Origin of the sequence: Paenibacillus terrigena DSM 21567, assembly GCF_000374845.1 — a bacterium.
In the GTDB taxonomy this organism is placed as follows: Bacteria; Bacillota; Bacilli; order Paenibacillales; family Paenibacillaceae; genus Paenibacillus_K; species Paenibacillus_K terrigena.
The window spans coordinates 349,952-372,603 of the sequence record NZ_KB895412.1 but is presented as its reverse complement, the minus strand read 5'-3'; the positions used below and the strand labels follow the sequence as shown (position 1 = coordinate 372,603).

General features: G+C 48.6%; 22 protein-coding genes. 7 read left to right on the top strand and 15 right to left on the bottom strand.

Going from position 1 to position 22,652, the window contains the following annotated elements:
* Positions 1 to 75 precede the first annotated feature (75 nt).
* The 9 genes from C558_RS30160 to C558_RS0101725 form a co-directional block, all read right to left on the bottom strand.
* Entirely contained in the window at positions 76 to 1,308 is a 1,233-nt protein-coding gene (locus C558_RS30160; protein WP_018754494.1) for a CynX/NimT family MFS transporter, read from the bottom strand.
* 30 nt (positions 1,309 to 1,338) lie between these two features.
* Positions 1,339 to 2,001: a FadR/GntR family transcriptional regulator gene (locus C558_RS0101755; protein WP_018754493.1), complete on the bottom strand. Its 663-nt coding sequence runs from the start codon at positions 1,999 to 2,001 to the stop codon at positions 1,339 to 1,341.
* A 137-nt stretch (positions 2,002 to 2,138) separates the two neighbouring features.
* Entirely contained in the window at positions 2,139 to 2,954 is an 816-nt protein-coding gene (locus C558_RS0101750; RefSeq protein ID WP_018754492.1) for a GNAT family N-acetyltransferase, read from the bottom strand.
* A gap of 68 nt (positions 2,955 to 3,022) precedes the next feature.
* Entirely contained in the window at positions 3,023 to 3,178 is a 156-nt protein-coding gene (locus C558_RS33575) for a hypothetical protein (protein WP_018754491.1), read from the bottom strand.
* Between the two features lie 100 nt (positions 3,179 to 3,278).
* Positions 3,279 to 4,625, bottom strand: a complete 1,347-nt coding sequence (locus C558_RS0101745; protein ID WP_018754490.1) for a glycoside hydrolase family 30 protein — start codon at positions 4,623 to 4,625, stop codon at positions 3,279 to 3,281.
* A 64-nt stretch (positions 4,626 to 4,689) separates the two neighbouring features.
* Entirely contained in the window at positions 4,690 to 6,033 is a 1,344-nt protein-coding gene (locus tag C558_RS0101740; RefSeq protein ID WP_018754489.1) for a glycoside hydrolase family 30 protein, read from the bottom strand.
* 23 nt (positions 6,034 to 6,056) lie between these two features.
* Positions 6,057 to 7,616 (bottom strand): extracellular solute-binding protein, encoded by a 1,560-nt coding sequence (locus C558_RS0101735; RefSeq protein ID WP_018754488.1) that lies wholly within the window; start codon positions 7,614 to 7,616, stop codon positions 6,057 to 6,059.
* Positions 7,617 to 7,668: 52 nt separating this feature from the next.
* Positions 7,669 to 8,556, bottom strand: a complete 888-nt coding sequence (locus C558_RS0101730; RefSeq protein ID WP_018754487.1) for a carbohydrate ABC transporter permease — start codon at positions 8,554 to 8,556, stop codon at positions 7,669 to 7,671.
* A 10-nt stretch (positions 8,557 to 8,566) separates the two neighbouring features.
* The gene (locus C558_RS0101725; RefSeq protein ID WP_018754486.1) at positions 8,567 to 9,481 is read right to left on the bottom strand and encodes an ABC transporter permease; all 915 of its coding nucleotides are present in this window, start codon (positions 9,479 to 9,481) and stop codon (positions 8,567 to 8,569) included.
* A 224-nt stretch (positions 9,482 to 9,705) separates the two neighbouring features.
* On the opposite strand from C558_RS0101725, the gene C558_RS0101720 reads away from it, so the two are divergent.
* On the top strand, positions 9,706 to 10,719 hold the full coding sequence (locus C558_RS0101720; RefSeq protein WP_018754485.1) for a LacI family DNA-binding transcriptional regulator: 1,014 nt from the start codon (positions 9,706 to 9,708) through the stop codon (positions 10,717 to 10,719).
* A gap of 203 nt (positions 10,720 to 10,922) precedes the next feature.
* Here C558_RS0101720 and C558_RS34920 read toward each other — a convergent pair whose 3' ends face one another.
* Positions 10,923 to 11,051, bottom strand: coding sequence for a hypothetical protein (locus C558_RS34920; protein ID WP_018754484.1), 129 nt, complete (start codon positions 11,049 to 11,051; stop codon positions 10,923 to 10,925).
* Between the two features lie 320 nt (positions 11,052 to 11,371).
* On the opposite strand from C558_RS34920, the gene C558_RS0101705 reads away from it, so the two are divergent.
* The 3 genes from C558_RS0101705 to C558_RS0101695 are packed head-to-tail and all read left to right on the top strand — an operon-like array spanning position 11,372 to position 14,657.
* A complete protein-coding gene (locus C558_RS0101705) occupies positions 11,372 to 12,904 on the top strand; it encodes an MDR family MFS transporter (RefSeq protein WP_018754482.1) in 1,533 nt (510 codons plus the stop codon).
* A 24-nt stretch (positions 12,905 to 12,928) separates the two neighbouring features.
* Positions 12,929 to 13,888, top strand: coding sequence for a helix-turn-helix transcriptional regulator (locus tag C558_RS0101700; protein WP_018754481.1), 960 nt, complete (start codon positions 12,929 to 12,931; stop codon positions 13,886 to 13,888).
* Positions 13,889 to 13,907: 19 nt separating this feature from the next.
* Complete coding sequence (locus tag C558_RS0101695; RefSeq protein ID WP_018754480.1) at positions 13,908 to 14,657, top strand: SDR family NAD(P)-dependent oxidoreductase; 750 nt, start codon at positions 13,908 to 13,910, stop codon at positions 14,655 to 14,657.
* Between the two features lie 6 nt (positions 14,658 to 14,663).
* On the opposite strand, the gene C558_RS34140 is transcribed toward C558_RS0101695, so the two are convergent.
* On the bottom strand, positions 14,664 to 14,819 hold the full coding sequence (locus C558_RS34140) for a hypothetical protein (protein WP_169445275.1): 156 nt from the start codon (positions 14,817 to 14,819) through the stop codon (positions 14,664 to 14,666).
* Positions 14,820 to 15,032: 213 nt separating this feature from the next.
* On the opposite strand from C558_RS34140, the gene C558_RS0101690 reads away from it, so the two are divergent.
* Genes C558_RS0101690 through C558_RS0101680 form a run of 3 tightly spaced genes read left to right on the top strand, consistent with a single transcriptional unit; the run spans position 15,033 to position 17,806 of the window.
* Positions 15,033 to 15,863 carry a TrmB family transcriptional regulator gene (locus C558_RS0101690; protein WP_018754479.1) on the top strand — a complete coding sequence of 277 codons (831 nt, stop codon included), beginning with the start codon at positions 15,033 to 15,035 and terminating at the stop codon, positions 15,861 to 15,863.
* A 5-nt stretch (positions 15,864 to 15,868) separates the two neighbouring features.
* Positions 15,869 to 16,765, top strand: coding sequence for a sulfite exporter TauE/SafE family protein (locus C558_RS0101685; protein ID WP_018754478.1), 897 nt, complete (start codon positions 15,869 to 15,871; stop codon positions 16,763 to 16,765).
* Between the two features lie 48 nt (positions 16,766 to 16,813).
* Positions 16,814 to 17,806 (top strand): ornithine cyclodeaminase family protein, encoded by a 993-nt coding sequence (locus tag C558_RS0101680; protein WP_018754477.1) that lies wholly within the window; start codon positions 16,814 to 16,816, stop codon positions 17,804 to 17,806.
* 119 nt (positions 17,807 to 17,925) lie between these two features.
* Here C558_RS0101680 and C558_RS0101675 read toward each other — a convergent pair whose 3' ends face one another.
* From C558_RS0101675 to C558_RS0101660, 4 genes are all read right to left on the bottom strand, one after another.
* Positions 17,926 to 18,744, bottom strand: coding sequence for an AAC(3) family N-acetyltransferase (locus tag C558_RS0101675; protein WP_018754476.1), 819 nt, complete (start codon positions 18,742 to 18,744; stop codon positions 17,926 to 17,928).
* 495 nt (positions 18,745 to 19,239) lie between these two features.
* The gene (locus C558_RS0101670) at positions 19,240 to 20,271 is read right to left on the bottom strand and encodes a glycoside hydrolase family 18 protein (protein ID WP_018754475.1); all 1,032 of its coding nucleotides are present in this window, start codon (positions 20,269 to 20,271) and stop codon (positions 19,240 to 19,242) included.
* Positions 20,272 to 20,275: 4 nt separating this feature from the next.
* Positions 20,276 to 21,310 carry a carbohydrate-binding family 9-like protein gene (locus C558_RS0101665; RefSeq protein WP_018754474.1) on the bottom strand — a complete coding sequence of 345 codons (1,035 nt, stop codon included), beginning with the start codon at positions 21,308 to 21,310 and terminating at the stop codon, positions 20,276 to 20,278.
* A 3-nt stretch (positions 21,311 to 21,313) separates the two neighbouring features.
* Positions 21,314 to 22,645: a glycoside hydrolase family 125 protein gene (locus C558_RS0101660; protein WP_018754473.1), complete on the bottom strand. Its 1,332-nt coding sequence runs from the start codon at positions 22,643 to 22,645 to the stop codon at positions 21,314 to 21,316.
* Positions 22,646 to 22,652 lie beyond the last annotated feature (7 nt).

The following is a 22,652-nucleotide window of genomic DNA, read 5'->3' as shown; positions in this document are numbered from 1 at the left end:
TTGGGATTAGAATCAGACTGTAAAAGGAAAAAACCTCGGTCTAGAGACGGAGGTTTTTCATACCCTATTATGATATTACGATGTCTTCTGCGGACGAACAGCTGTATCTGCCGTGCTGGATTGCGGCGCTGCCACAACATAGGCGTTCTTGCCCGCTCCGAAGCCAAGCACTGCGAATATCGCCACCATGACGAAAAGCGTGATATACGTGACTGTCCAGCTCTGGGTAAGATCATGGAGCAAGCCGAACAGCATCGGACCAATCGCAGCAATAAAATACCCTACGGACTGGGCCATGCCCGACATTTCGGCCGATTCCTGTACAGTACGTGTACGCAGTGCGAAGAACATGACCGCTAGGCTGAAGCCAGCTCCGCCGGCAATCCCGATCAGACTCGTACCTACGACACTGAGGATCAAGCCCCCCATAAGCAGTAATACGTATCCGATACCAAATCCCGCAGCCACGAGAAATGCAATGATCCGTTGGCTCTTCAATCGTGCTGCAATGATTGGCGTCAAGAAGGACGCCGGGAGACTCACGAGCTGCAGTAAGAACATCATCCAACCCGCAGATTCCGTACTCATCCCTTGGGCATGTAGAATTTCAGGGAGCCACGTAATATTCACGTAGAAGAAGAACGATTGGACCCCCATGAACAAGGTCACGTACCACGCAAGTCCTGAGCGCCATAGATTAATACGGGGACCCTTGGCATTGTGGCTGCCTTGCTGCGGAACCTGCCGATGACGAAGCTGCGGCAACCAGGCGATCAACGCTATGACCGTAAGGACACCCCATATGGCTAGCGCTCCTCGCCATCCGAGGTTAGCGCCTTCCGCGAGCGGAATTGCAAGACCTGAAGCGATCGCTGCCCATAAATTCATAAAGGAAGAGTAAATTCCCGTCATAAGCCCTACCTTCTTAGGAAAGTCTCGCTTAATCATCGTAGGGACGAGCACATTCCCGACGGCAATCGCAAGACCCAATAAGGCCGTTCCGAGGAATAAGGAGACAGCCGACGGCAAAGAACGAACGATAACGCCAATCAACAATACGAACAGACTGACGACTAATGTCAATTCCATCCCTAACCGTCTTGCAATTGCTGGGACGAGTGGGGATAGAACGGCAAAGGCAATCAAGGTCAGCGTCGTGAGCAATCCGATAACCGTGCCAGATAGTCCCGTATCCTCTCGAATCAATCCTACAACAGGACCGAGCCCTGTAATCGGTGCTCGCAGATTTGCAGCAACCAATAGAATACATACAAATAATAAGGTCAAATTTCTTGTGCGTGAACTCATATGAATACTCCTATCTATATATCGAACGGTCTAAATGACACTTTCCGAAATTCGAAGTAAATGACGAAGGGTCGTAACAGCCGCTTCGGCATCCTGGTTAATAATGTGGTGAATCAACTGGGTGTGGACCTGTACATGCTGCTCTTCAATTTCCTCCTGTGTTGACTGATGAATCGTCGCCATCACAGCATCCGTCATATGTTCGTATAGATCAATGAGAATGGTGTTATGCGTCGCAAGAACGATGGCTTTATGCAGTTCCATATCGACATCAATATAGTGCGACTTCCCTCTCGAATCCAAGTAATTCGCGAGACATTGCTTCAGATAGACGACGTCTTCCTCCGTCCGTCGTTCTGCTGCCAGTCGTGCAGCTTCTTGTTCAAGGGCATACCGAACCTCAATAATTTCGATTAAATCGGCTTTCTTGAACCGTCGATTCAGCGCTGCACCTAGATCGCTCTTCGAGCATACATAGGTTCCGTCTCCTTGCCGTGCTTCCAGCAATCCCGCGTGAATCAACGCTTTGACCGCTTCACGTACCGTATTGCGACTAACACCGAGCTGTTCTACCAGTTCCGGTTCTGCAGGAATTCGCTGCCCTACAGGCCACGCACCAGATTGAATCAATTGATCCAACTGCGCTGCGATCTGTTCGGTTAATGTGACACGAGTGGCTTTCTGTAATTTCAATCGAATACCTCCAAACATAGGATGATTGGTTCTATGTTCAAAATTAGCACAGATTTAAACATTTGACAATGAAAAGAAACGCCCCCGTCCATCATCGGATGGAAGAAAGGCGTTTAGCCAAGACAAGTTCACTCTTTCTATTCCCTTATAAAATCGATCTCCCGAATCCTCCCGCTCACTCGGAATCCAATATGCTGATAGACTCGGTTTGAATCAGGATTCGCCCCGTCCGCGTACAAAATCGGGGTACGTCCTTCCTCCAAAATAATGCGGCACACCTGTGCGACGAGCGCACTCGCATACCCTTTCTTTCGGTGCGCCAGTGGCGTGCAGACTGCATTAATTCGCGCGTGGCGTGGTGTTCGACTCGCAATATTCGCCATCGATACGGGGGTGCCGTCTACCTTCCAGACATATAAATTACCCGATCCAATTAATCGATCAGCATCTTGCAGCTGCGATGACAATTCAACCGTCTTCCCGTACGCATCATAGGTGAACTCCACGAGAAATCGCGCAACTTCCAGCAGATCCCTCGCTGATGCTACTTGCAGCTCTCCCACTACACCTTCAGGGTTGACGACATTCGGACATTGATAAGCTTGCAGCTCCATGCGAGGTTGATGAGAAATGTGATGTTTCGCAGCATACAAAGCTGAGAATAATGCTACGACATTCGGATCCCCAGCTATTCCCGGAATCGGCGTATCTGGTAATACGTCGCACAATTCTAACAATCGACTCTCACGCTCCGCTTCACGAAGCTTGTCACTCATCCAAATCCATGCTCGATAACCCGGTGTCTGCGCATAAATCACAAGCCCATCCTGCGATTTATAGCAGATCGCATCTTCACTGCAAGTAATCGTATGTATTAGGGTATACTGCACTTCATCCTGTATAAAAGGTACCGATTGCAATACCTCATCTTGCGGTCCAAAAATCTTGAACATAACTGATCCACCCCCGACATCTTTCCTTATACGACGTCATCCTTTTCTCCCTTATTGAAATCCGCGCGTCAGACTCTTTGTCTCTCCGCAATCTGCAGATCTAGGAGCTGAATCCCTCGCTTGGCGAGTCGAATCAGTAGAATAAGCAAATAAACGCCTAGGCCAAACAAACCGACGAATTGATTAATATTGTACTTGGAAAATAACGGAATTAATACCCCCATACGAACACCATTGATTGATCCACGAATTCCAAATCCATCCTATCACAAAAGAAAGGATGAACAGTGCATCCTAATACACTGTTCATCCTTCAAAAATAAATTAGGACTTCATGACATACGTCGCGATGGAATGCGCTGGCAATGTATGCGAAGCGATGTGTTCACCATGGCCTAGTGTGAATGGATGGTCGTGATCCGATTCATTCATAACGACGACTGCGATACGGCCATCCGGGTTCAGGAATGCCGTCGCGTATACACCCTCTGGGTTCTGATCTGCCTGCAATCCGATCCGTACAGCTCCCGGTCGAATAAATTTGCTGAAATGCCCGATATAATAGAACGAGCTATTATAGTGAAGGGTGTCTGTCACCGTGTCCGCGATAATCGGCGCATCGCATAAGTTGTTGACATGATTCGGTCCACCTGTCTCATCAAGCACGATATTCCAATCGAGATAGCCCTCTGTCCAATTGTTCAGGTCTCCGATCATGTTACGCCCATAACGTTCACCTGTGAACCATTCACCAAGCTTCACGCCGCCCTCTTGGCAGCCTTCCGTGAACAACAAATGTTTGTCAGGGAACAGCTCATGGACCTTGCCGACATGCTCGAATGCCTCACTAACATACCAGTGGAGCCCAGTACCCCATATATATTTCGCTGCTTCCGAGTCTGAGAGCACCACCGATGCACGTTCCACGATAATATCACGATTGTGATCCCAGAAGAGGATGTTCACGTCCTGCAATCCTTCCGCATGCATCACAGGACCGAGGTGATTCTTAATGAAATCACGCTCCTGTTCTGCGGAATAGATGCAGGAATCCCAAATTTGAACCGCATCCGGCTCATTCTGAACGGTTATTCCCCAGATGGGCACCCCTTCGGCTTCATATGCACGAATGAATTTTGTGTAGTACCGCGCCCACACCTCAGCATACTCTGGCTTCAGATGACCGCCGTGATTCATCTCCCCGTTTGTCTTCATCCAAGCAGGTGGACTCCAAGGGGAGGCGAGCATCGTGAATGGACTGCCTTTGACATTCGCCGCATCTTGTACGAGCGGAAGAACCCACTTGTGATCACGCGATATATCGAAGGTCTTCAATTCCGTGTCATGATCCTCGACATACGTGTAATTCTCCAATGCAAAATCACAGCTATGAATGTGCACACGCCCAATCGTGTAGCCCAGTCCATTCTCCTGATCATAATAGCTGCGAAGAGCTTCCGCTCTTTTCTCCTCGCTCATACGGGACAGTGTGTAAGCTGCAGCTTCGGTGAATGCACCGCCGAACCCCAGGATTTCTTGATATCTGACCGTAGGATCTAACTCCAAATCTGCGGATTGGCCTGCTTGGCGCTGTGATACCACCGCCGTATTCTGCTCTTGGAGGCGCGCATCTGAATCTTTGGATGTGAGATAAGTTTTTAGAACCGTCATTGGCATACATCTCCTTTGTTGTAGGTATCGTCTGTCTGCGAATTCTAACCCTCGTCGATTCCATCTACCATTTGAACGTGACGGCACCTTCGTCGGAAAGCGAATAAATGAATGAGGCACCATCCACCTTGATCTGGAAGGTCTGTTCCTCAGCTGTTCGATTCGATACGATCAGCACCGTCGAACCATCTGGATTACGGAATGCTACCGTCTCCACGATATCGACGACCGTGTCCGAGCCGATACGTACCGCCCCTGGAACGACGAACTTACTAATATGACCCAACGTACAGTAGTCTAAATGAACCGTAATTTCTCCGGTTTGTTGATGAATGCCCACAAGTCCTCGGCAGGTACTGTTCGATAACACGGTTGGACCATTATGCTCATCGAGCGCAATGTTCCACCATACGACCGACTTGGACCAGTTCCGCGTGCTGCGGATCACATGTTTCATCTGATCCAAGAATGCCTCCCGGAACGGAGGAACCCATGCACCGCCGGACGCTTCGGTGAACCAGATACCTTTGTCCGGGTAAGCATCCCTTACCATTGACATCGCCTCATGCGCCCCGCCATAGCAATGCCATGCAGAGCCTGCAATATAACGTCTTGCCACAGGATCATGAAGCACTGTAAGCGGATGCTCCGGCACATCCCAATTATGGTCATAGCATAGAATTAATGCCGATATCCCTTCACGCTCGAAAGCGGGACCGAGATGGTGTGCGATGAAGTCTCGCTCTTCCTCAGGTTTCAGGATCATCCCCGAGTATTCCTTTGGTTCATAGCCCGGTTCATTCTGTATCGTGACAGCATAGATGGGAATGCCTTCGCGCTCGTACGCTTGAATGAATTGAACGAAATATGCTGCATACGTGTCGTAGCATTCCGTCTTCAGGGTCCCGCCGATCATCTGTCCGGACGTCTTCATCCAACCCGGCGGGCTCCACGGGGAAGCCATAATTTTGAGCTGCGGATTGATTCGCAGCGCTTCTTGAAGGAGCGGAATAATATACGCCCGATCATGTTCGATTGAGAAATGCTGAAGCGTCATATCCTGACTGCCTGCTGGCAGATCATTATAGCTGTACAGTACCGAAGCGAAATCGCTCGCCCCCATTGGCTGCCGCAGCAGACTTATGCCGATTCCTTCTTCCGCATTGAACAATTGCTGCATCAGACGTTCACGTGCGCCTTGCTCCAACTTGTTATACACCAGGTATGCGGAAGCATCCGTGAAGGATGCTCCGAACCCGTCCATAATCTGATACTTCTCCTGTGCATTCACATGAATCGTGATCGACGCTTCAACAACCACAGATGCGTCTAACATCTGGATTTGCGGCTGTACCGCCAGAAGATTCTGCTGGTCAATCGTTGTCTCCCATACATCTACCCGTTTCATGAGCGTGATTCTCCTTCAGAAGACTATTTCAATCCTTTTTCATCCGCGTAAGTCGCAACTTGTTTCGTTACATAATCTAGCACCGTATCTACGCCTGCCGTCTTCAGCTTATTGCGATAGGTCTCAATCGCTGCATCCACGTCGGGAACCAATCCCATCATAAGCGGCTGACCGTATTGCTGGAACACCTGGTTCACTGCAGCAAGCTGCGATTTCACCGGCTGATAATCCATCAAGATGGGCGCGAAAATATCCGGCTTGCTAATCGCCTTAAATTCCTCAATAAGCTTAGCTTCGCCTTCCCATCTGTCTTTAGCTGGATGTTCATTTTTGATATTTCTCCAACCCCAGCTCGCGATACCATAACCTTTCACTTTCGCTGGATCTTGACCCGGTGCTGGCGATACAATTGAACCGTCTTCGGTGAAATCGTAGTTACGGCCTTTAATACCATACGTCATCAGGTTGTAATACTCTGGATCGTTACGAAGCTTCTCGAGTACCATCAGCGAGCGCTCTGGGTTCGCTGCACTCTTCGGAATCGCCATTCCGTTATTGATACCAAGGTTCGGAACAACATAATTGTGGAAGTGCGTGAATGGGAAGTACGCTAGCTTGATATTCGGATTAGTTTTCTTCACATCCATAATAAAGCCGGATGCTCCCGGTGCATTCCTCCAATAAGCTGCTCCTGTACCTGCCTTGATGAAATCGCCTGCTTCTTGTTGAGACGCGAGCGTACTGGAAGTCCAGAAGCCTTTATCGGCCCATGTCTTCATGCGCTTCACAAAGGTGACGAATTCATCTGTGAATGGATAAGCAACGACATCACGCGGCGTATCATACGATTTTGCTACGATGATACCGCTGTCCCCGCCAATATTTTTAAAGTCATTGTAGTAATGGAACAAGGTATTGACCTCATTCCACGCTTTACCGTTGATCGGCGTAATCTTTTTCCCGTTCTTCACGCCTTCATAATACTGCTCCATCGTATCCAAATCTTTGATTTCTGGGAGATTGAGCTCTTGTCTCCAGTCATCGCGATAGACGATCCCGTCTGGTGTGTACTCGGGGTATGTGCTTGGCACCGCTAGAATTTTGCCTTGGACGGTTACATCCTTCCAATCTTGTTCAGGTACGGTCTTCCATGTCTCTGGTGCGTATGTAGGCAGCAGATCCTTCAGATCTAGGAAAGCGCCCTGCTTCGATAATTTGAAGAAATCCGACCACGAAGAGGCAAAGACCATATCGATTTTCTCACCCGATGCGAACAACAGATTGTATTTGGTCTGCCAATCATTCCACGTCATGAAATTCAATTTAACGGTTGTATTCAGATCTTTTGCGAGCATCTGGTTCCACTTCTCAATAACCTGCGGGCTGTCTTTGTCCGCATCCCCAACGAGATACCAGTTCAGTTCAACTTTCTTCGAAATATCCGGCTTGCCCGATTCCGTCTTCGGCGCTGCAGCTTTCGTTGCTGCATCATCACCGCTACCGCCACCGCATGCTGCTAGAATCCCTGTCATGAAAGAAACCATTAAGAACACAGACAACATCTTCGTCAGTCCTTGCTTCATTTCGAACGCCCCCAATAGATATAGATTTGATATGTTAGCCGGATGCCCGGGATTAACCTTTCACTGCGCCAATCGTTAAGCCTTTGACAAAATAACGCTGCAGGAACGGATACAAGAAAATAATCGGACCTGTTACGACAATCGCGACCGCCATCTTGAGCGATTCGGTAGGAGGCTTGAAATCAGCCGATAAGTTCGCAGCTACACTCGTCTTCAAGACCGCTGCACTTGCTAGAATTTTGTAGAGCAGAAATTGCAGTGGATATTTGGCTTCCGTCGTAATGAAAATGTTCGCAGAGAACCAGTCATTCCAGTAAGCAAGCCCCAAGAACAAGCCGATCGTCGCAAGCCCCGGTGTGGATAGCGGAAGAACGAGCTTCGAATAGATCGTGAACTCGCCTGCGCCGTCAATTTTGGCCGACTCAACAATGGACTCTGGAATCGATTTCATGAAATTTTTCATTAAAATGATATTCCAAGCGCCAATCATCATCGGGACCAATAAAGCGAGATAACTGTCTTTCCAGTCCAAATATTTCACAATCAAGATATACCATGGGATCATGCCGCCACTGAATAAGGTGGTGAAGTAGATGAAGAAGGCCAACGAGTTGCGGTATTTGAAATCTTTGCGAGAGAGCACGTAACCCGCCATGGAGATGAAGAATAATCCCAGTAGCGTACCCACTGCGGTAAGACTGATCGAGACAAGGTATGCTTTGAAAATTTGCTGTGGGTTGCTGAAGACCGATTGATATGCGCTGAACGTGAATTCAGATGGGAAAATCTTAAATCCATCCCGCACAATCTCCGCCTCAGACGAGAAGGATCCGGATATAATAAGCCAGAACGGAAGCAGACATAGAAGGCTCAAGATACTAATTACGACATATCCAACGATATTGAAGAGCAAGGTCGATCGCTCTGTACGAATTTTCATCGTGCACCTCCTAGAATAACGCGTAGTCTTCGCGTGTTTTTTTGATAATCCAGTTCACACTCATAATCAGCACGAATCCGAAGAAGGATTGGTATAACCCCGCCGCTGTACCCATGCCAATATCAAAGTTGACGGCGAGTGAGCGATACACATAGGTATCGATAATATCCGTCGTCTCATAGAGCATACCGTTACTGCCAATGATCTGATAGAAAAGGTCGAATTGGCCTTTGAGAATGCCGCCTAAGCTAAGCAAGATTAGCAAGATAAAGGTCGGTACGAGCATGGGGATCGTGATATATCGAATCCGGTGGAAAATATTCGCGCCATCAATTTTCGCAGCTTCATGGTATTCATCACTGATGCTCATAATCGCAGCCAAGTAAATGACCGTACCGTAGCCTAGCCCTTTCCAGACGTTGAAGAACACAATAATATATTTCCAAGGTTCGGTATTCATATAGAAGTCATAGGTATGCATCCCAAGCTGTTTCAACAGCGCATTGATGACGCCCGTCTCGGTGTTGAACAAATTGAAGACAAAAGCCCCCACGAGCACAAATGAGATGAAGAATGGCAGAAACATAATCGATTGCGTCGTCTTTTTGAACCATTTCCCTGTCAGCTCGCTAAGGAAGATCGCACAGACGATCTGAAGCAAATTCCCGATGAAAATAAACGCTAAATTATACAAAACCGTATTCTTGGTCAGTGAGAACAGTGCCCCGGATTCATACAGAAACTTGAAGTTCTGCATGCCGACGAAAGGACTGCCGAATAAACCGCCATCAAAATTGTAATTGGTAAAAGCATAGTAGACTCCGACCATCGGGAAATAGCTGAACACGACGAAAAAAACCAGTACGGGGGCAATCATCAAAAATAATATTTTGTTCTTACGCAGCTCCGCAATAAATCCGGACATCCATCTTTCCTCCCCTTCTCATCTGTTATCATTCAATATGTAATATGTGAAATCGATTTCATTTTGTCGTAAAAGTGAAGTTCAACTCATATAAATACCCCTTATTCCTCGAAGCATATGTCTGATTGAGGGCTATATTGAAATCGATTTCATTTTGTATTATAATAACAGTATGACTTGTTTGTCAAACATAAAATAAATCGGAATTGTGAGGAAGTGCGTTTATGGATGCAAAGATCATTGATGTCGCTAAAAAGGCTGGTGTATCACCCGCTACGGTCTCTAGAGTTCTAAATCAAACCAGCACCGTATCAGAAAAAACGAAGAACAAAGTGATGACCGCGATCGATGAGCTGGGTTACCACCCGAATGCTGCAGCCAAAAATTTGCGCTCTCAGAAAACACGGATGATCGGGGTCATCGTACCGGATATTAATACGTCCTATTTTACGGAAATCATTAAAGGAATCGAGAATATGGCTTATGCCAGTAATTACAACGTCATCATCTGTGATGCCGAGAACCAGGCGGAGAAGGAAATGGAGTATCTGAATCTGATCATGAACCGTACGGTTGACGGTCTCATTATGGTGGCGCCATCCATAGCGGACGAGCAGCTGTTCCAAATCGCTGACAAGGGTTACTTCATCGCAGTCATCGGTCGGCATGTGGAGCATGACCGTATCCCTTGCATTTATACAGATAATGTGAAGTTCTCTCGTACGGTGGTCGAACATCTGCTCGAGGGAGGCCATCAGGATATCGTGTTCCTCAGCGGCTATCCGACGGCGATCGATAGCTACGAACGACTCGAAGGTTACTTGAAAGCCCTTCGAGATCACCATATTCCATTCCGCCCCGAGCTCGTCGAGAACGGGAACTTTAACGAAGTCGGCGGCTATGAAGCGATGATGCGCTTATTCGAGAAGAAATTGCAGTTCACGGCCGTGTACTCTGCCAACGATGAAATGGCACTGGGTGTCTATCGAGCTTGCGCCGAAGTCGGTCTCACCATTCCAACGCAGCTCGCCGTTGTCGGCGTCGATAATAACCGGATTAGCAAATATATCACTCCGACGCTCAGTACGGTAAATCAGCCGAAATATACGATGGGTGCACTGCTCGTTGAGAAATTGATTGACCAGATGAATGAGGATACTTATCCAGAGAAGCGCGTATTTGTGCTCGATTCCGAGCTGATCATTCGCAATTCTTCGAATGTACCGATGAGTAAGTAGCGTTGGACGAATAAAATTACAATGGGAAGTGAAGAACCTCCGCCCCGATGTGAAGAGGGACGAAGGTTCTTTGTGTTGGATCGGTAGGAATTATACGATATTCAATATTTCTTCGATATTCGATAGGTCATGATGTGCACCTCATCCTGTGGACCCAATATTTCGTACATCTTCAATCGACCTCCGATATTTGATGTGATCTCTTACAGAAACTCATTACCGCCTTGATCTCCACGATTGAGATCATCGCGTCCGGTGCGTCTCTTCTCCGCAATCTGCAAATCAAGCAATTCAATCCCCCGCTTGGCCAATCGAATGAGTAGAATGAGCAAATAAATCCCTAGCCCGAGCAACCCACATTAACAAGAAACATCAAGATGGGAATGATCCCAAAAATAACACCACCCGCAGCAGATCCACTCGTCATCATACTACAACCTCCACCTTTCCTATTCTGGATTGCTTAACATTGTACTTGGAAAATCAAGATATGACCACCTAAAATGTGGAATTAAAGGAATAACTTTCGTAGATCCAAAAAGAATTAAAAAAATTTGTTCAGAAACCCTGACAGACAGATGTCAACAATAGTTGGGTATGATGGGTTCAAATACGGTTCACCCGTTACCATAACCGAAAGGATTGAAATTGTATGAATACGAAACACAACAAAGTAGGGGTTATTATAGCAGGGCTGCTGCTCGCGATCCTGATGGCCTCGATGGATAACACCATCGTCGCCACCGCCATGGGAACGATTGTCGGCGAGATGGGCGGACTCGACAAATTCGTCTGGGTCACAACCGCTTATATGGTCGCTGAGATGGCAGGCATGCCCATCTTCGGCAAGCTCTCCGATATGTATGGACGTAAACGTTTCTTCATCTTCGGGATTATTGTCTTTATGATCGGTTCTGCCTTATGCGGAACCGCTGAATCGATCACACAGCTAAGTCTGTACCGTGCGGTCCAAGGGATTGGCGCAGGCGCGATGGTATCCATCGCATTCACGATCATGTTCGATATTGTTCCACCAGAGAATCGAGGCAAAATGACAGGCATGTTCGGCGCTCTATTCGGCTTATCGAGTGTCGTCGCTCCGATGCTGGGTGGATTTATTACAGATCACTTGCAATGGGAATGGATTTTCTACATTAATCTGCCGCTTGGTCTCGTTGCGTTCCTCTTGGTCTTGATCTTCTACAAAGAATCCACAGTACATGCCAAGCAAAGCATCGATTTTCTCGGGGCGTTACTCTTAATTGGGGCTGTCATCTGCCTCATGCTTGGGTTAGAGCTAGGCGGCAAAGAGTACGCATGGGGCTCCCCACAAATCCTTGGCTTATTCGCAGGGTTCGTTGTTTTTACCGTATTGCTTATATTCGTGGAGAAAAGAGCTGTTGAACCCATCATCTCTTTTCGCATGTTCCAGAATCGTCTCTATACAACCAGCAATATGATCGCGATATTCAGCGGTGCTGCATACATGTCTGCAGCCATGTTCATTCCCATATACATTCAAGGTGTACTTGGAGGAACAGCATCCAACTCCGGACTCGTGCTGCTCCCGATGATGATCGGTTCAGTCGTTACGGCGACTGTAGGTGGATTCCTAATGGCGAAATTACCTTATCGGACCATCTTAATTCCACCGCTCTTCATCCTCATTGCGGGGTTAGCTCTACTAACAGGACTGACGATGGATTCACCACGCGTTCTCATTACGACCTATATGGTTCTCGTCGGCCTTGGCGTCGGGACATCCTTCTCGGTACTAAGCAGTTCAGCCATCCACTCGTTCCCAGCCACACAACGCGGCGCGGCGAGTTCAACACTGAACTTCAACCGCTCACTTGGTATGACACTTGGGATTACAATATTCGGTATCATCCAGAATCATTTGCTTACCAGTAAGCTGACCCAGACGTTTGCGAGCAAGGGAGCAACACAGATGCCTGCAGATTTTAATTACAATGACCCTTATGTCCTACTAAATCCTACACTCAGCAAGTCCATCGATGGGAATACGCTAAGTACCATCAAGTTGGGATTAACGGATTCAATCATCTCAACCTTCACGTGGAGCCTCGTTCCCGCCGTCCTTGCACTGATCGCAGCCTTCTTCATGAGTAGAGAGAAGCTGGATCCATCCCCGGAGGAAGACGGATACGCGACTACGCATTAATTCTGTACAAATGGAGGAAAAGACATGAAGCTCGAGCGACTGATGGCCATTACGATTCTGCTGCTCAATCGAAAACGGGTTCAAGCCCAAGAGTTAGCTGATCGGATGGAGGTATCGCTGCGTACGATTTACCGCGATTTGGAATCGCTCAATCTCGCAGGAATTCCTATCATATCGTATACAGGCGCAGAAGGCGGTTATGAGATCATGGATAGCTTCCGCTTGGATCGGCAGATGCTGTCCTTGGATGAACTCATTGCTCTGTCTACCGCGCTCCGCGGACTTCAATCGACACAGGCGGTTCACCATTCCCATATGGACCGCCTGCTCGATAAAGTCGGCGCACTGGTCTCGCAAGCGGAACAAGGGCGCCTATCTGAGCGGGAACAACTCATCGTAGATTTCACGCCTTGGCGGAAGAGTGAGGTGGAACGTGCCAAATACGAAGCATTGCAGCAGGCTATCCGTGAGACCAAACTGATTCAGTTCGGCTATACCGATGGTCAAGGAGAAGAAACGCAGCGTTGCGTTGAACCGATTGGTCTCGTGCTCAAGCGGTACACTTGGTATCTTCATGGCTATTGCCTGACCCGGGAGGATTACCGGACATTCCGGCTCTCTCGCATTCATCATCTTCAAATCCGTCCCGACACGTATGACCGAAGAGATGTCGCGCTTGCGAAGCTTAATGAACGGATGGATGCGCAGCTGCGGGCGGATCGCCATGAACAGACTTGTCGCCTTGTCCTGGAATTCTTAGGCGACGCCAAAGTAGCGGCTATGGATCATTTTGATGAGCAGGACATTGAACGCCTTCCCTCAGGATCACTGCTTGTGCGCACCACTGTTCCGCGTCAGAAATGGCTAATCGGCTTCTTGCTCCACTTCAAGACGGATGTCATTGTGCGCGAACCTGCTGATTTGGCTGCGGAAGTGAAGAAAGCCGCTCTCGAAATCGCGGCGATGTATTCATCATTCAAATGACGGAAGGAAGGGAATCAACATGATGCTTCAAGGTAAAGTAGCCATCATAACCGGAGGTTCGCGAGGTATTGGACGCGCAGCATCCTTGCTGCTCGCTGAACGGGGGGCGAAGATCGTCGTCAATTATGTAACGAATGTTGCAGCTGCTGAAGAAGTGGTAGCCGCAATTCGAACCGTCGGCGGGGAAGCCATTGCTATTCAAGCGGATGTTCGCGAGGCAGATCAAGTCTTGAAGCTTGCCGACGCTGCGAAGCAATCCTTTGGCCGTATTGATATTCTGGTCAGCAACGCGAGTATGGCTTTTGAAGCCAAAGCGTTTGCCGAGCTATCCTGGGAGTCATTCGCTGCTAAATTCCATAGTGAATTACAGGCAGCATTCGTGACGACCCAAGCCGTCATTCCTTATATGATGGAGCAGAAGTTCGGACGGATTATTTATATATCCAGCACACTGGGCAAAGACCCCTCCCCCTGCATGATTTCGCACGGGACGGCCAAAGGCGCTCTCGATACGTTCTCTACCTACATTGCACAAGAATTCGGACCCTATGGTATCTCAGCCAATGTCGTTGCACCCGGCCTTGTAAACACAGAGGCTACGGCGTTTTTGTCAGCGCAAGAGAAGAACGTGATCAGCGGATTTACGCCGCTAGGGCGCGTAGCCGACCCGGAAGATGTCGCGGGCGTTATCGCATTCTTAGCAAGTGATGACGCTCGTTTCTTGACAGGGACCTATACCCCTGTGACCGGTGGATTGTCGATGGAATGATAGCAGTTAAGCGTATAGATACCACGGATAAATCCCCGGATCAAAGGCTGGCATATGAGCGTAGATCTCCTCTGTCCATGCCTTTGGCACAAGGGATTCTCCCACGCCGCAGGCTCCGAGATTTTGGCCGCTATGCGCAGGCATGATTAGCAGTAAATCCAACTTACGTAGGTTACACGTTACCCCTACCTACGTAAGTGAACACAACATTCCTTTCAATTTTATGTCTAACTCGTGAATTTGTTTGTGAAAATATGTACAAAGTCGTCTGAATGCTATATAGTAGTTCTTGAGGGTAGCTACTATCAAAAGTCATCAATAATCATGTGAATTAAATCACAAATAAAGTTGTATTTTGAAAAGGAGGGGGCTCGCTTGGAGAGAGTCATTCAGTTGCTAAAATTGTTCCACTTCACGGAGTCCGAAACGAAGGTGTATATTGCCCTATTGAAAAATGGCGTGGGCACGGGATACGAGATTAGCAAATGGTCCTCCGTCCCCCGCTCCAAGGTGTACAACACGTTAGAAATACTTATGGAGAAGGGTTGCGCTGTCGTATCCAAGCAGACCAATCCGGTAAATTACAGTGCCGTTCCCATCGAGGAATTGATCAACAACATCAGAACTAACGTCGAAGAGGATCTGGCCGAAGTTCAGAAAGAGCTGACAAGCTATAACCAGACGATGGATCTGGAGACATTATGGTACATACGCGGGTACAGCAATATTTTCAATAAATGCCGGCATTTGCTGGAGGAAGCGAAATCAGACGTTTACATCCAAGTGTGGAGAGAAGATTTACCTTATATTCTCGAAGAGCTGCAGGCTGTGGAGAAAAGACTTGAGCAAACTGTCATCATTCTGTACAGCACAGACCATGATTATGATGTACCGCTTCATTATTACTACAGACATGGATTTGAAGAGGCGAAGCTCGAAGAGAGCGGCGGCAGATGGATTAACCTTGTAATTGATTCCAAAGAAGTACTCTTTGGACACATTCAGAATGATAAGAATGCCGAAGTGATCTGGACTCAAAGTCTCCCGATGGTATTCCTGACTAAGGAAAACATTAGCCACGATGCTTACTGCCTCAAGCTAATTGATGCCCTCGATGAAGATGCGAGAAAGCAGTTCGGCAAGGAGTTACAAGGAATACGAAGTATATTCAAACCCCATGACCATAACGATAAGAAAGAAGGCTGAACCTTATGTCAGCAACAGCTATCATAATAACGCTAATCGTCATCATTAATGTTATTTTTGCTTTCCGCTTCGTCTTTGACGTCATCAAGCATAAGGAAGAAATCCGGAAAGAGCCTGGAAATGGCTTTATGCTAGCAATCTCATCGACTGTTATTTTCTTCTTCTCAACCTTCGGTGTCTCAGACTTTGCGATTTCGTCGATTTTCTATCGAAAAACAAAGCTGGTAACGGACAAGAAGCTGCCGGGAACGTTAAATACGCAGTGTGTGATTCCCGTCGCTGTCATGGCGCTGGCCTTCATTACAGTAATTAATGTAGATATACTCACATTGGCTGTGTGTATCATCGCTCAAATTATCGGGGCATATATTGGACCACGGTTTGTCGTGAAATTGTCGCCGACTGTGATCCGCAGATTTATCGGAGCTGGGCTGGTCATCGCTACCTTCTTCATCCTAGCAGGTAAATTCGGCCTCATCCCTTCGGGCGGAACAGCGACCGGCTTAACCGGTTCGAAGCTCGTTATCGCGGCGGTCTGTCTGTTCATCTATGGAGCGCTTAACAATATTGGCATCGGCTCGTATGCTCTAACGATGGTAACCGTGTACGCCTTGGGTCTGAATCCTGCTATTGCATTTCCAATCATGATGGGTGCGGCTACCTTCTCCGTGCCGATCGGCAGCATGCAATTCATTAAATATGGTGAATACAGCCGCAAAATTACGCTGTTCACTTCGACCTTTGGTGTGATTGGGGTGCTGGTTGCTGTATACCTTGTCAAAGGCCTAGACGTATCGATGCTCCAATGGATCGTTGCCGCAATACTTCTTTATAGCGGCGTAAGCATGCTTATTGCCGAGTTCAGAAAAAAAGAGGAACATCTGCAGGAAGCGACGGCTTAAAAAGCGGCTTACTGTCAAATTTAAAATACTTACTACGAGGTGCTTACCATGCTGATGATATCCAAAGAACATACAAAACAGATATTTACGATGAAGGAAGCGATTGAAGCTGCCAAACTGGCGCTGAACATGTATTCTGCAGGTAGCTGCAATGTACCACTCCGCGTCAATATTGATATGCCGAAACAGCAAGGACAGAGCCTCTTCATGCCGGCTTTCGTGGAACCGCTGGAGGCTGCAGGGATTAAAATCGTGTCGGTGTTTCCGAACAATATTGAACTCGGCAAATCGTCGGTTCCGGCTCAAATGATTGTGCTCGACGGTAAGACTGGCGAAGTCTGCTCCATCATAGACGGAACATATTTAACACAGCTGAGAACGGGCGCCGTGCAAGGTGCGGCAACCGACCTTCTCGCCCGTAAGGATGCTAAGACCGCGGTGCTCATTGGTACAGGCGGACAAGCCGGCACGCAATTGGAGGCCATGCTGAATGTACGGGAACTGGAGGAGGTTCGCGTATATGACGTAAATATCGACCGGGCACGCGCTTTTACAGATCAGATGCGGAATCAATTTGCAGACACTTTCCATACCCGGATCGTAGTTGCTGAGGATCTGAACGCAGCGCTTTCGAACGCAGACATTGTTACGGCAGTAACGACGTCGCCACGTCCGGTATTTGACGGCACACGCATAAAGGCAGGCGCTCACATTAACGGCGTTGGCGCCTATACACCACAAATGCAGGAGCTGCCGGAGGAAATTGTTAAGCGCGCGGATACGATCATTTTCGATACGATTGAAGGGGTTTTGGCTGAGGCAGGTGATATAATCATCCCGTTGGAAAAAGGAATCATAAACCGGCAGGATATCGCGGGTGAATTAGGACAAGTACTGCTTGGTCAGATAAAGGGCCGTGAACGCGAGGAAGACATCACGCTCTTCAAAACCGTAGGCACTGCAGTGCTAGATGTAGTAACCGCACAGATGATTTACCGTAAAGCGCTGGAGATGGGTGTAGGGATTGAAGTTACGATCTAATTGCACAATAGCGAGAATTTGATTACAGGGACAAACCCTTAACACGAAGAGATCATGCAGACAAATCAAATCCCCTATGATGCTGGCGGGCAAAATCATAGGGGATTTCAATGTCAAATCTAACTCTCCGAGAACCGATGCTTCGAGAGCCACTCAAATGCGAACGCCACAGCCGGATTTGCCGACAACAGCTTGCAATCCGCGTTCGCAACCTTCCCATTCGCGACTTCACCGCCTGCTGCTTCATAATCCGCACCGAGCTGCGCAAAGTCATCCGAATCATAGTCATAGTCTTCGAACCACTTCCATATGCGCTGTCCTTCCTCCATGATCGCTGCACCCATCTCCTTCCTTGGCATGGCTGGATGCAGCGCCTCCGCCAAGTGAAGTATCGTGCAGGAGTCGAAGCCGATGCCGAGAAGAAGAATTTTAGCGTTATACGCCACGAGCTTACCGAGCGGCGAAGCCGTTCCGAACTGCGGCGTCAATGGATGATCCTCGGTGATTCCCTTGGCTAAAGGCCCTCGCGCCGAGAAAGAAACTTGCGGATGACTCGAGCGCAGTGTGCCTGGTATCGTCCGAAATAGTTCGGCAATGGCCCCCATCCCGAGAGTCGGGGTGATTCCCGGATCAAAGGCTGGCATATGAGCGTAGATCTCCTCCATCCATCCCTTTGGCACAGGAGGATTCTCCCACGCCGCAGGATCCGAGATTTGACCGCTATGCGCAGGCATGATTAGCGTTCCTGACGGCCCGAGCACCTCCTGCAGCGCAAGAATAACGGCATGTGCGCCCCCACAGACCCAACCCATGCTGGACAATGAGGAATGAACCAGTAAGACATCTCCTTCCTGTACGCCGAGGCGAATCAAATCTTGTGATAATGACGCAACCGTCACGGGGGACGGTGTAGATTCAATAATTGATAATTCACTCATGATGATTCCTCCACATTGCAGGCCTACTCTCTTCTGCCAGCCTAAGCGGCATAAGGATAGGCGCAAACTATACTAACTATTCTACCTTAACCCAAGCATGTTCCATAGTGTATAAATCGGACGCGCCAACGAACTCCCACTTTGCCCTATGTTGGATTCTATACAGGATACAAAGCCGATATCGGCTATGTAGCTAACCTATGTTGGAATTTCGCAGCATAGATCGCCAGAATCGACGCATTAGGGCTCATTGCCCCCCAAAAAAGTGGATGGAATCCAACATAGCGCATGTAATTCGTCATTCCGAGCCAAAGTTAATGCAAATATCCATCATAACCCTACTGATAGGCCTCAGGGTTGGCAAAGGGGTGGTCGGGAGCAATCCTGTATCAACATACAAAAACCTTGTCACATTCGCGCGAGGCAGGCTATCCAGCTCCCTATACGCGAACATGACAAGGTTATATCACTCACTAGCTACTTTTCCAATTCTACTTATTTCATACCCTCATGAATAGCATGCAGCAGACGATGCGTTGCGTCGCAACCGTACTCCCAGAACATCATGCCGCCCAAGTTGTTGTTCTTCACATACTTGCACTTGTGCGCAATGGACTCCTCGTCTTCATAGGAGATGAATGTGTTGCCATTGAACAAGTACGGCGCACATGCTTCCTCATCCCAGTAACGCTTGAATCCATTCTTGTCGATATATTCTGCAGCCAGCGCCGTGAAGTCTGGTCCATAACCGCCTGTCGTACCAGCCATTTGATGCAGACCGTTATTCCGAGCCGGAACCTGTTTCCATAGACGGGAGTAGAACGCCGCGCCGATAACGATTTTCTCACGCGGAACGCCTGCCTTAATGAACATGTTCACCGAAGCTTCCGTACTGATCCGGAACAGATCGCCTGTTGGTGTATACAGATTTGTATGGTGGCCCGTCAAGACTTGGAACCCGCCGCGCATATCGTAAGTCATCAATTGCACGAAATCGAGGTACTGCTGCACCTGATCCATCTCCGTACCATCGATATAATACTGATCTGCTCCTGCAGCAATGGATAACAAGTAATGGCGTCCATCCTGCGCACCCTTGCGGTCAATTGCTTCACGCATTTCTTTCAATAATAGTGTAAAGTTCGTCTTATCTTCTGGGCTGGAATGAATCTCTGCCTCGCCATAGCAAGGATATTCCCAGTCCAGGTCAATGCCGTCGAGCGGCAAATCCGTTAAGAGCTGAACCGCCGACTTCGCCATCTTTTGTCTGCCCGCTTCCGTCGAAGCGGCTTCCGAGAAGCCGCCCGCACTCCATCCGCCTACGGATAGAATAATGTTCAGCGATGGATGCTCCTGCTTGATCTTCCGCAGTACATCCGCATTTTTTAATTGTTCGATCGTAATGGCATCATTCCGCACATGTCCAAATGCGACATTCAAGTGCGTCAATTTATTCAAGTCTTCCTTCGTCATCTCCGGAAGCTTCGCATCCGCGGCGTAGCCTGCTACAATGTATTGCTGTTCCATACGTTTATTTTCCTCCATTCTCTCTCCAGAGCTTCCCATCCTCACGGATGTAGAACGTTGCGCTTCCATCCGATGAAGGCGTAGAAATCTGGAACATTCGGCTCGTAAGCTCAATCGTCGGTTGAATACGCCATGCATCCTCACCCATGAGCAGCTTCACATCGGCTGTAAAGGCGCCATGGCTCTCGTAATAATTGCGCTCCCGGTAATACAATCTCCGCAGCTCCCACTTGATGTGCTCATCCTGCGGAATCTCGAACGTGGTTGGACCATTTTCGTCCGTGAAAACGACATATCCCCACAGCTCCGGATAGTGCATATTGATAAGCCCCATCGGGGACCATACCCAGTTGTCTTCCGGATAGGATTTGCCCGTCTCCGGGTTGATCACTTTGCGGTACTCGCCGTCCACAACTTCGGTACGCCATTCGACGCGAGAGAAGTTCACGCGCCAGAACTCGCCCGCGAGCGGTCCGCGGCCTCCCGGCGCGCATTCCTTCAGGCTCTTCCAAGGAATCGCCACTTCAACGCTCCATCTCCGGTTCTCCGCAGCTGGGTTGTTCAATTCGCCATCAATGTATACCGCGGTTTTCAGTCCGTTAATATCCCAACCATTCACCGGCGGGCCGCCATCGCGATATGGCTTGACGAGCAAGAGATCCCACACCGTATTCAGCGCGTTGATCTCGAATTCGTAATATTGATGCGTATCGCCGTCTGGATCAATGAAGATCTCGAAGTCATTATCGTAGAAAATGACCGAATCCCGCTCCGTCAACGTCGCCCAAATCTGATCTTCTACCATATCCGCTGCAAAATAGAAATATTCATCATCCCACAGCATCTTCACGCGCGTCTGCTTCCACGGTCTTGGACGAAGATCGCCTTCGATATCGACGAAATCATCGGTCCAGTCCGCTGCCGCCCAGAATGGCTTGTCGACGCGACCGTCCAAGACGAGCGGCCCCGCCGCACGTCTGCACATATAATGTTTCGGATCGTAGGTAATATTCGGCTCTGGTACTCCGCTATAATTCATGGATTATTCCCTCCCGTCGAGCAAGCCTTCTTGCATCCCTTGGTATACAAGCTGTGAGAACAAACTGTTCGACCATGCGAACCATTTGCGTGTGAAAACGCTCGGATCATCCGAGTGGAATCCTTCGTGCATGAAGCCTGTGTCGGCATCCGTGCTCTCAAGCATCGCGATCATCTCAAGCTTCTCTTCCTTCGTTGTTGCCGTAATGCCCTGCATAGAGAGCGCCATGTGCCAGATGTAGCCCTCCGGTGTATGCGGGCTGCCGATGCCTTTGGCCGCTTTCCCTTCGAAGTAGAATGGGTTCTCTTTGGAGAGTGCAAATCTTCTTGTATTCTGATAGATTGGATCATCCGCACCAACATACCCCAGGTAAGGAATCGACATTAAGCCCGGTGTACCTGCGTCGTCCATCAGGCAGTAGTTCCCGAAACCGTCTGTCTCATAGGCGTAGATCGGTCCAAACTCGGGATGACGGTAGATCCCGTACAATTGAATCCCGTGGTTGATATCCTTCTCCAGATCTTTCAGTTCTTTCAAGAAGTCCATATCACGGAATACCCATTCTGCGAATTCTTGCATATGGCGAAGGGCAACAACCGCGAACATGTTCCCCGGAATGTTGTAATGGAAATCGCACGCATCGTCGCTGGAACGGAAGCCGGACCATACCATACCCGTATAGTTCACCGGCATGCCTAATCCGTTATTGCGCAGGGAATCCTCTGGAATACCGTTATCCCGCGTGAAACGGTAAGGCGACAGTTCGAAATGACGCTGTTCCGTCTTGAACAAGTCATAGATTTTACGCATCGCCGACTTGAAGCCTGCATCGAAGATGTCTGTCAGTTCGGTCTCTTTCCAGTACATATAAGCAAGTCTCATCGAGAAGCAGAGTGAGTCGATCTCGAACTTGCGCTCCCACACCCAAGGGGACATTTCCGTGATGTCTGCTTTGTTCCAGTGCCAGTCATTCGCTGACTCATTGAATGCATTCGCATACGGATCAATATGAATGTAGTTGATATGGCGCTTGATCAAGCCGCTCAAGATGCGCTGTAAATCCTTGTCTTCCTTCGCGAACGGTACATAGTGGATCACTTGCTCCACAGAGTCACGCAACCATGAAGCCGGAATGTCGCCCGTAATGATGAACGTCGTACCGTCATCCATCAATTTCGTTGTCGTCTCTAGTGTATTCGGGAAGCAGTTCTTGAATAATTGCAAGAGCTTCGGGCGATGTGCCAGCTTCTCTTCCGCTTCTTGCAGCACCGCTTGAATCGATTTCGGCAGCGGCAGCTGCGGCATCGGAATTTTCGGTAATCTGAATTGTTCCATATCTTTT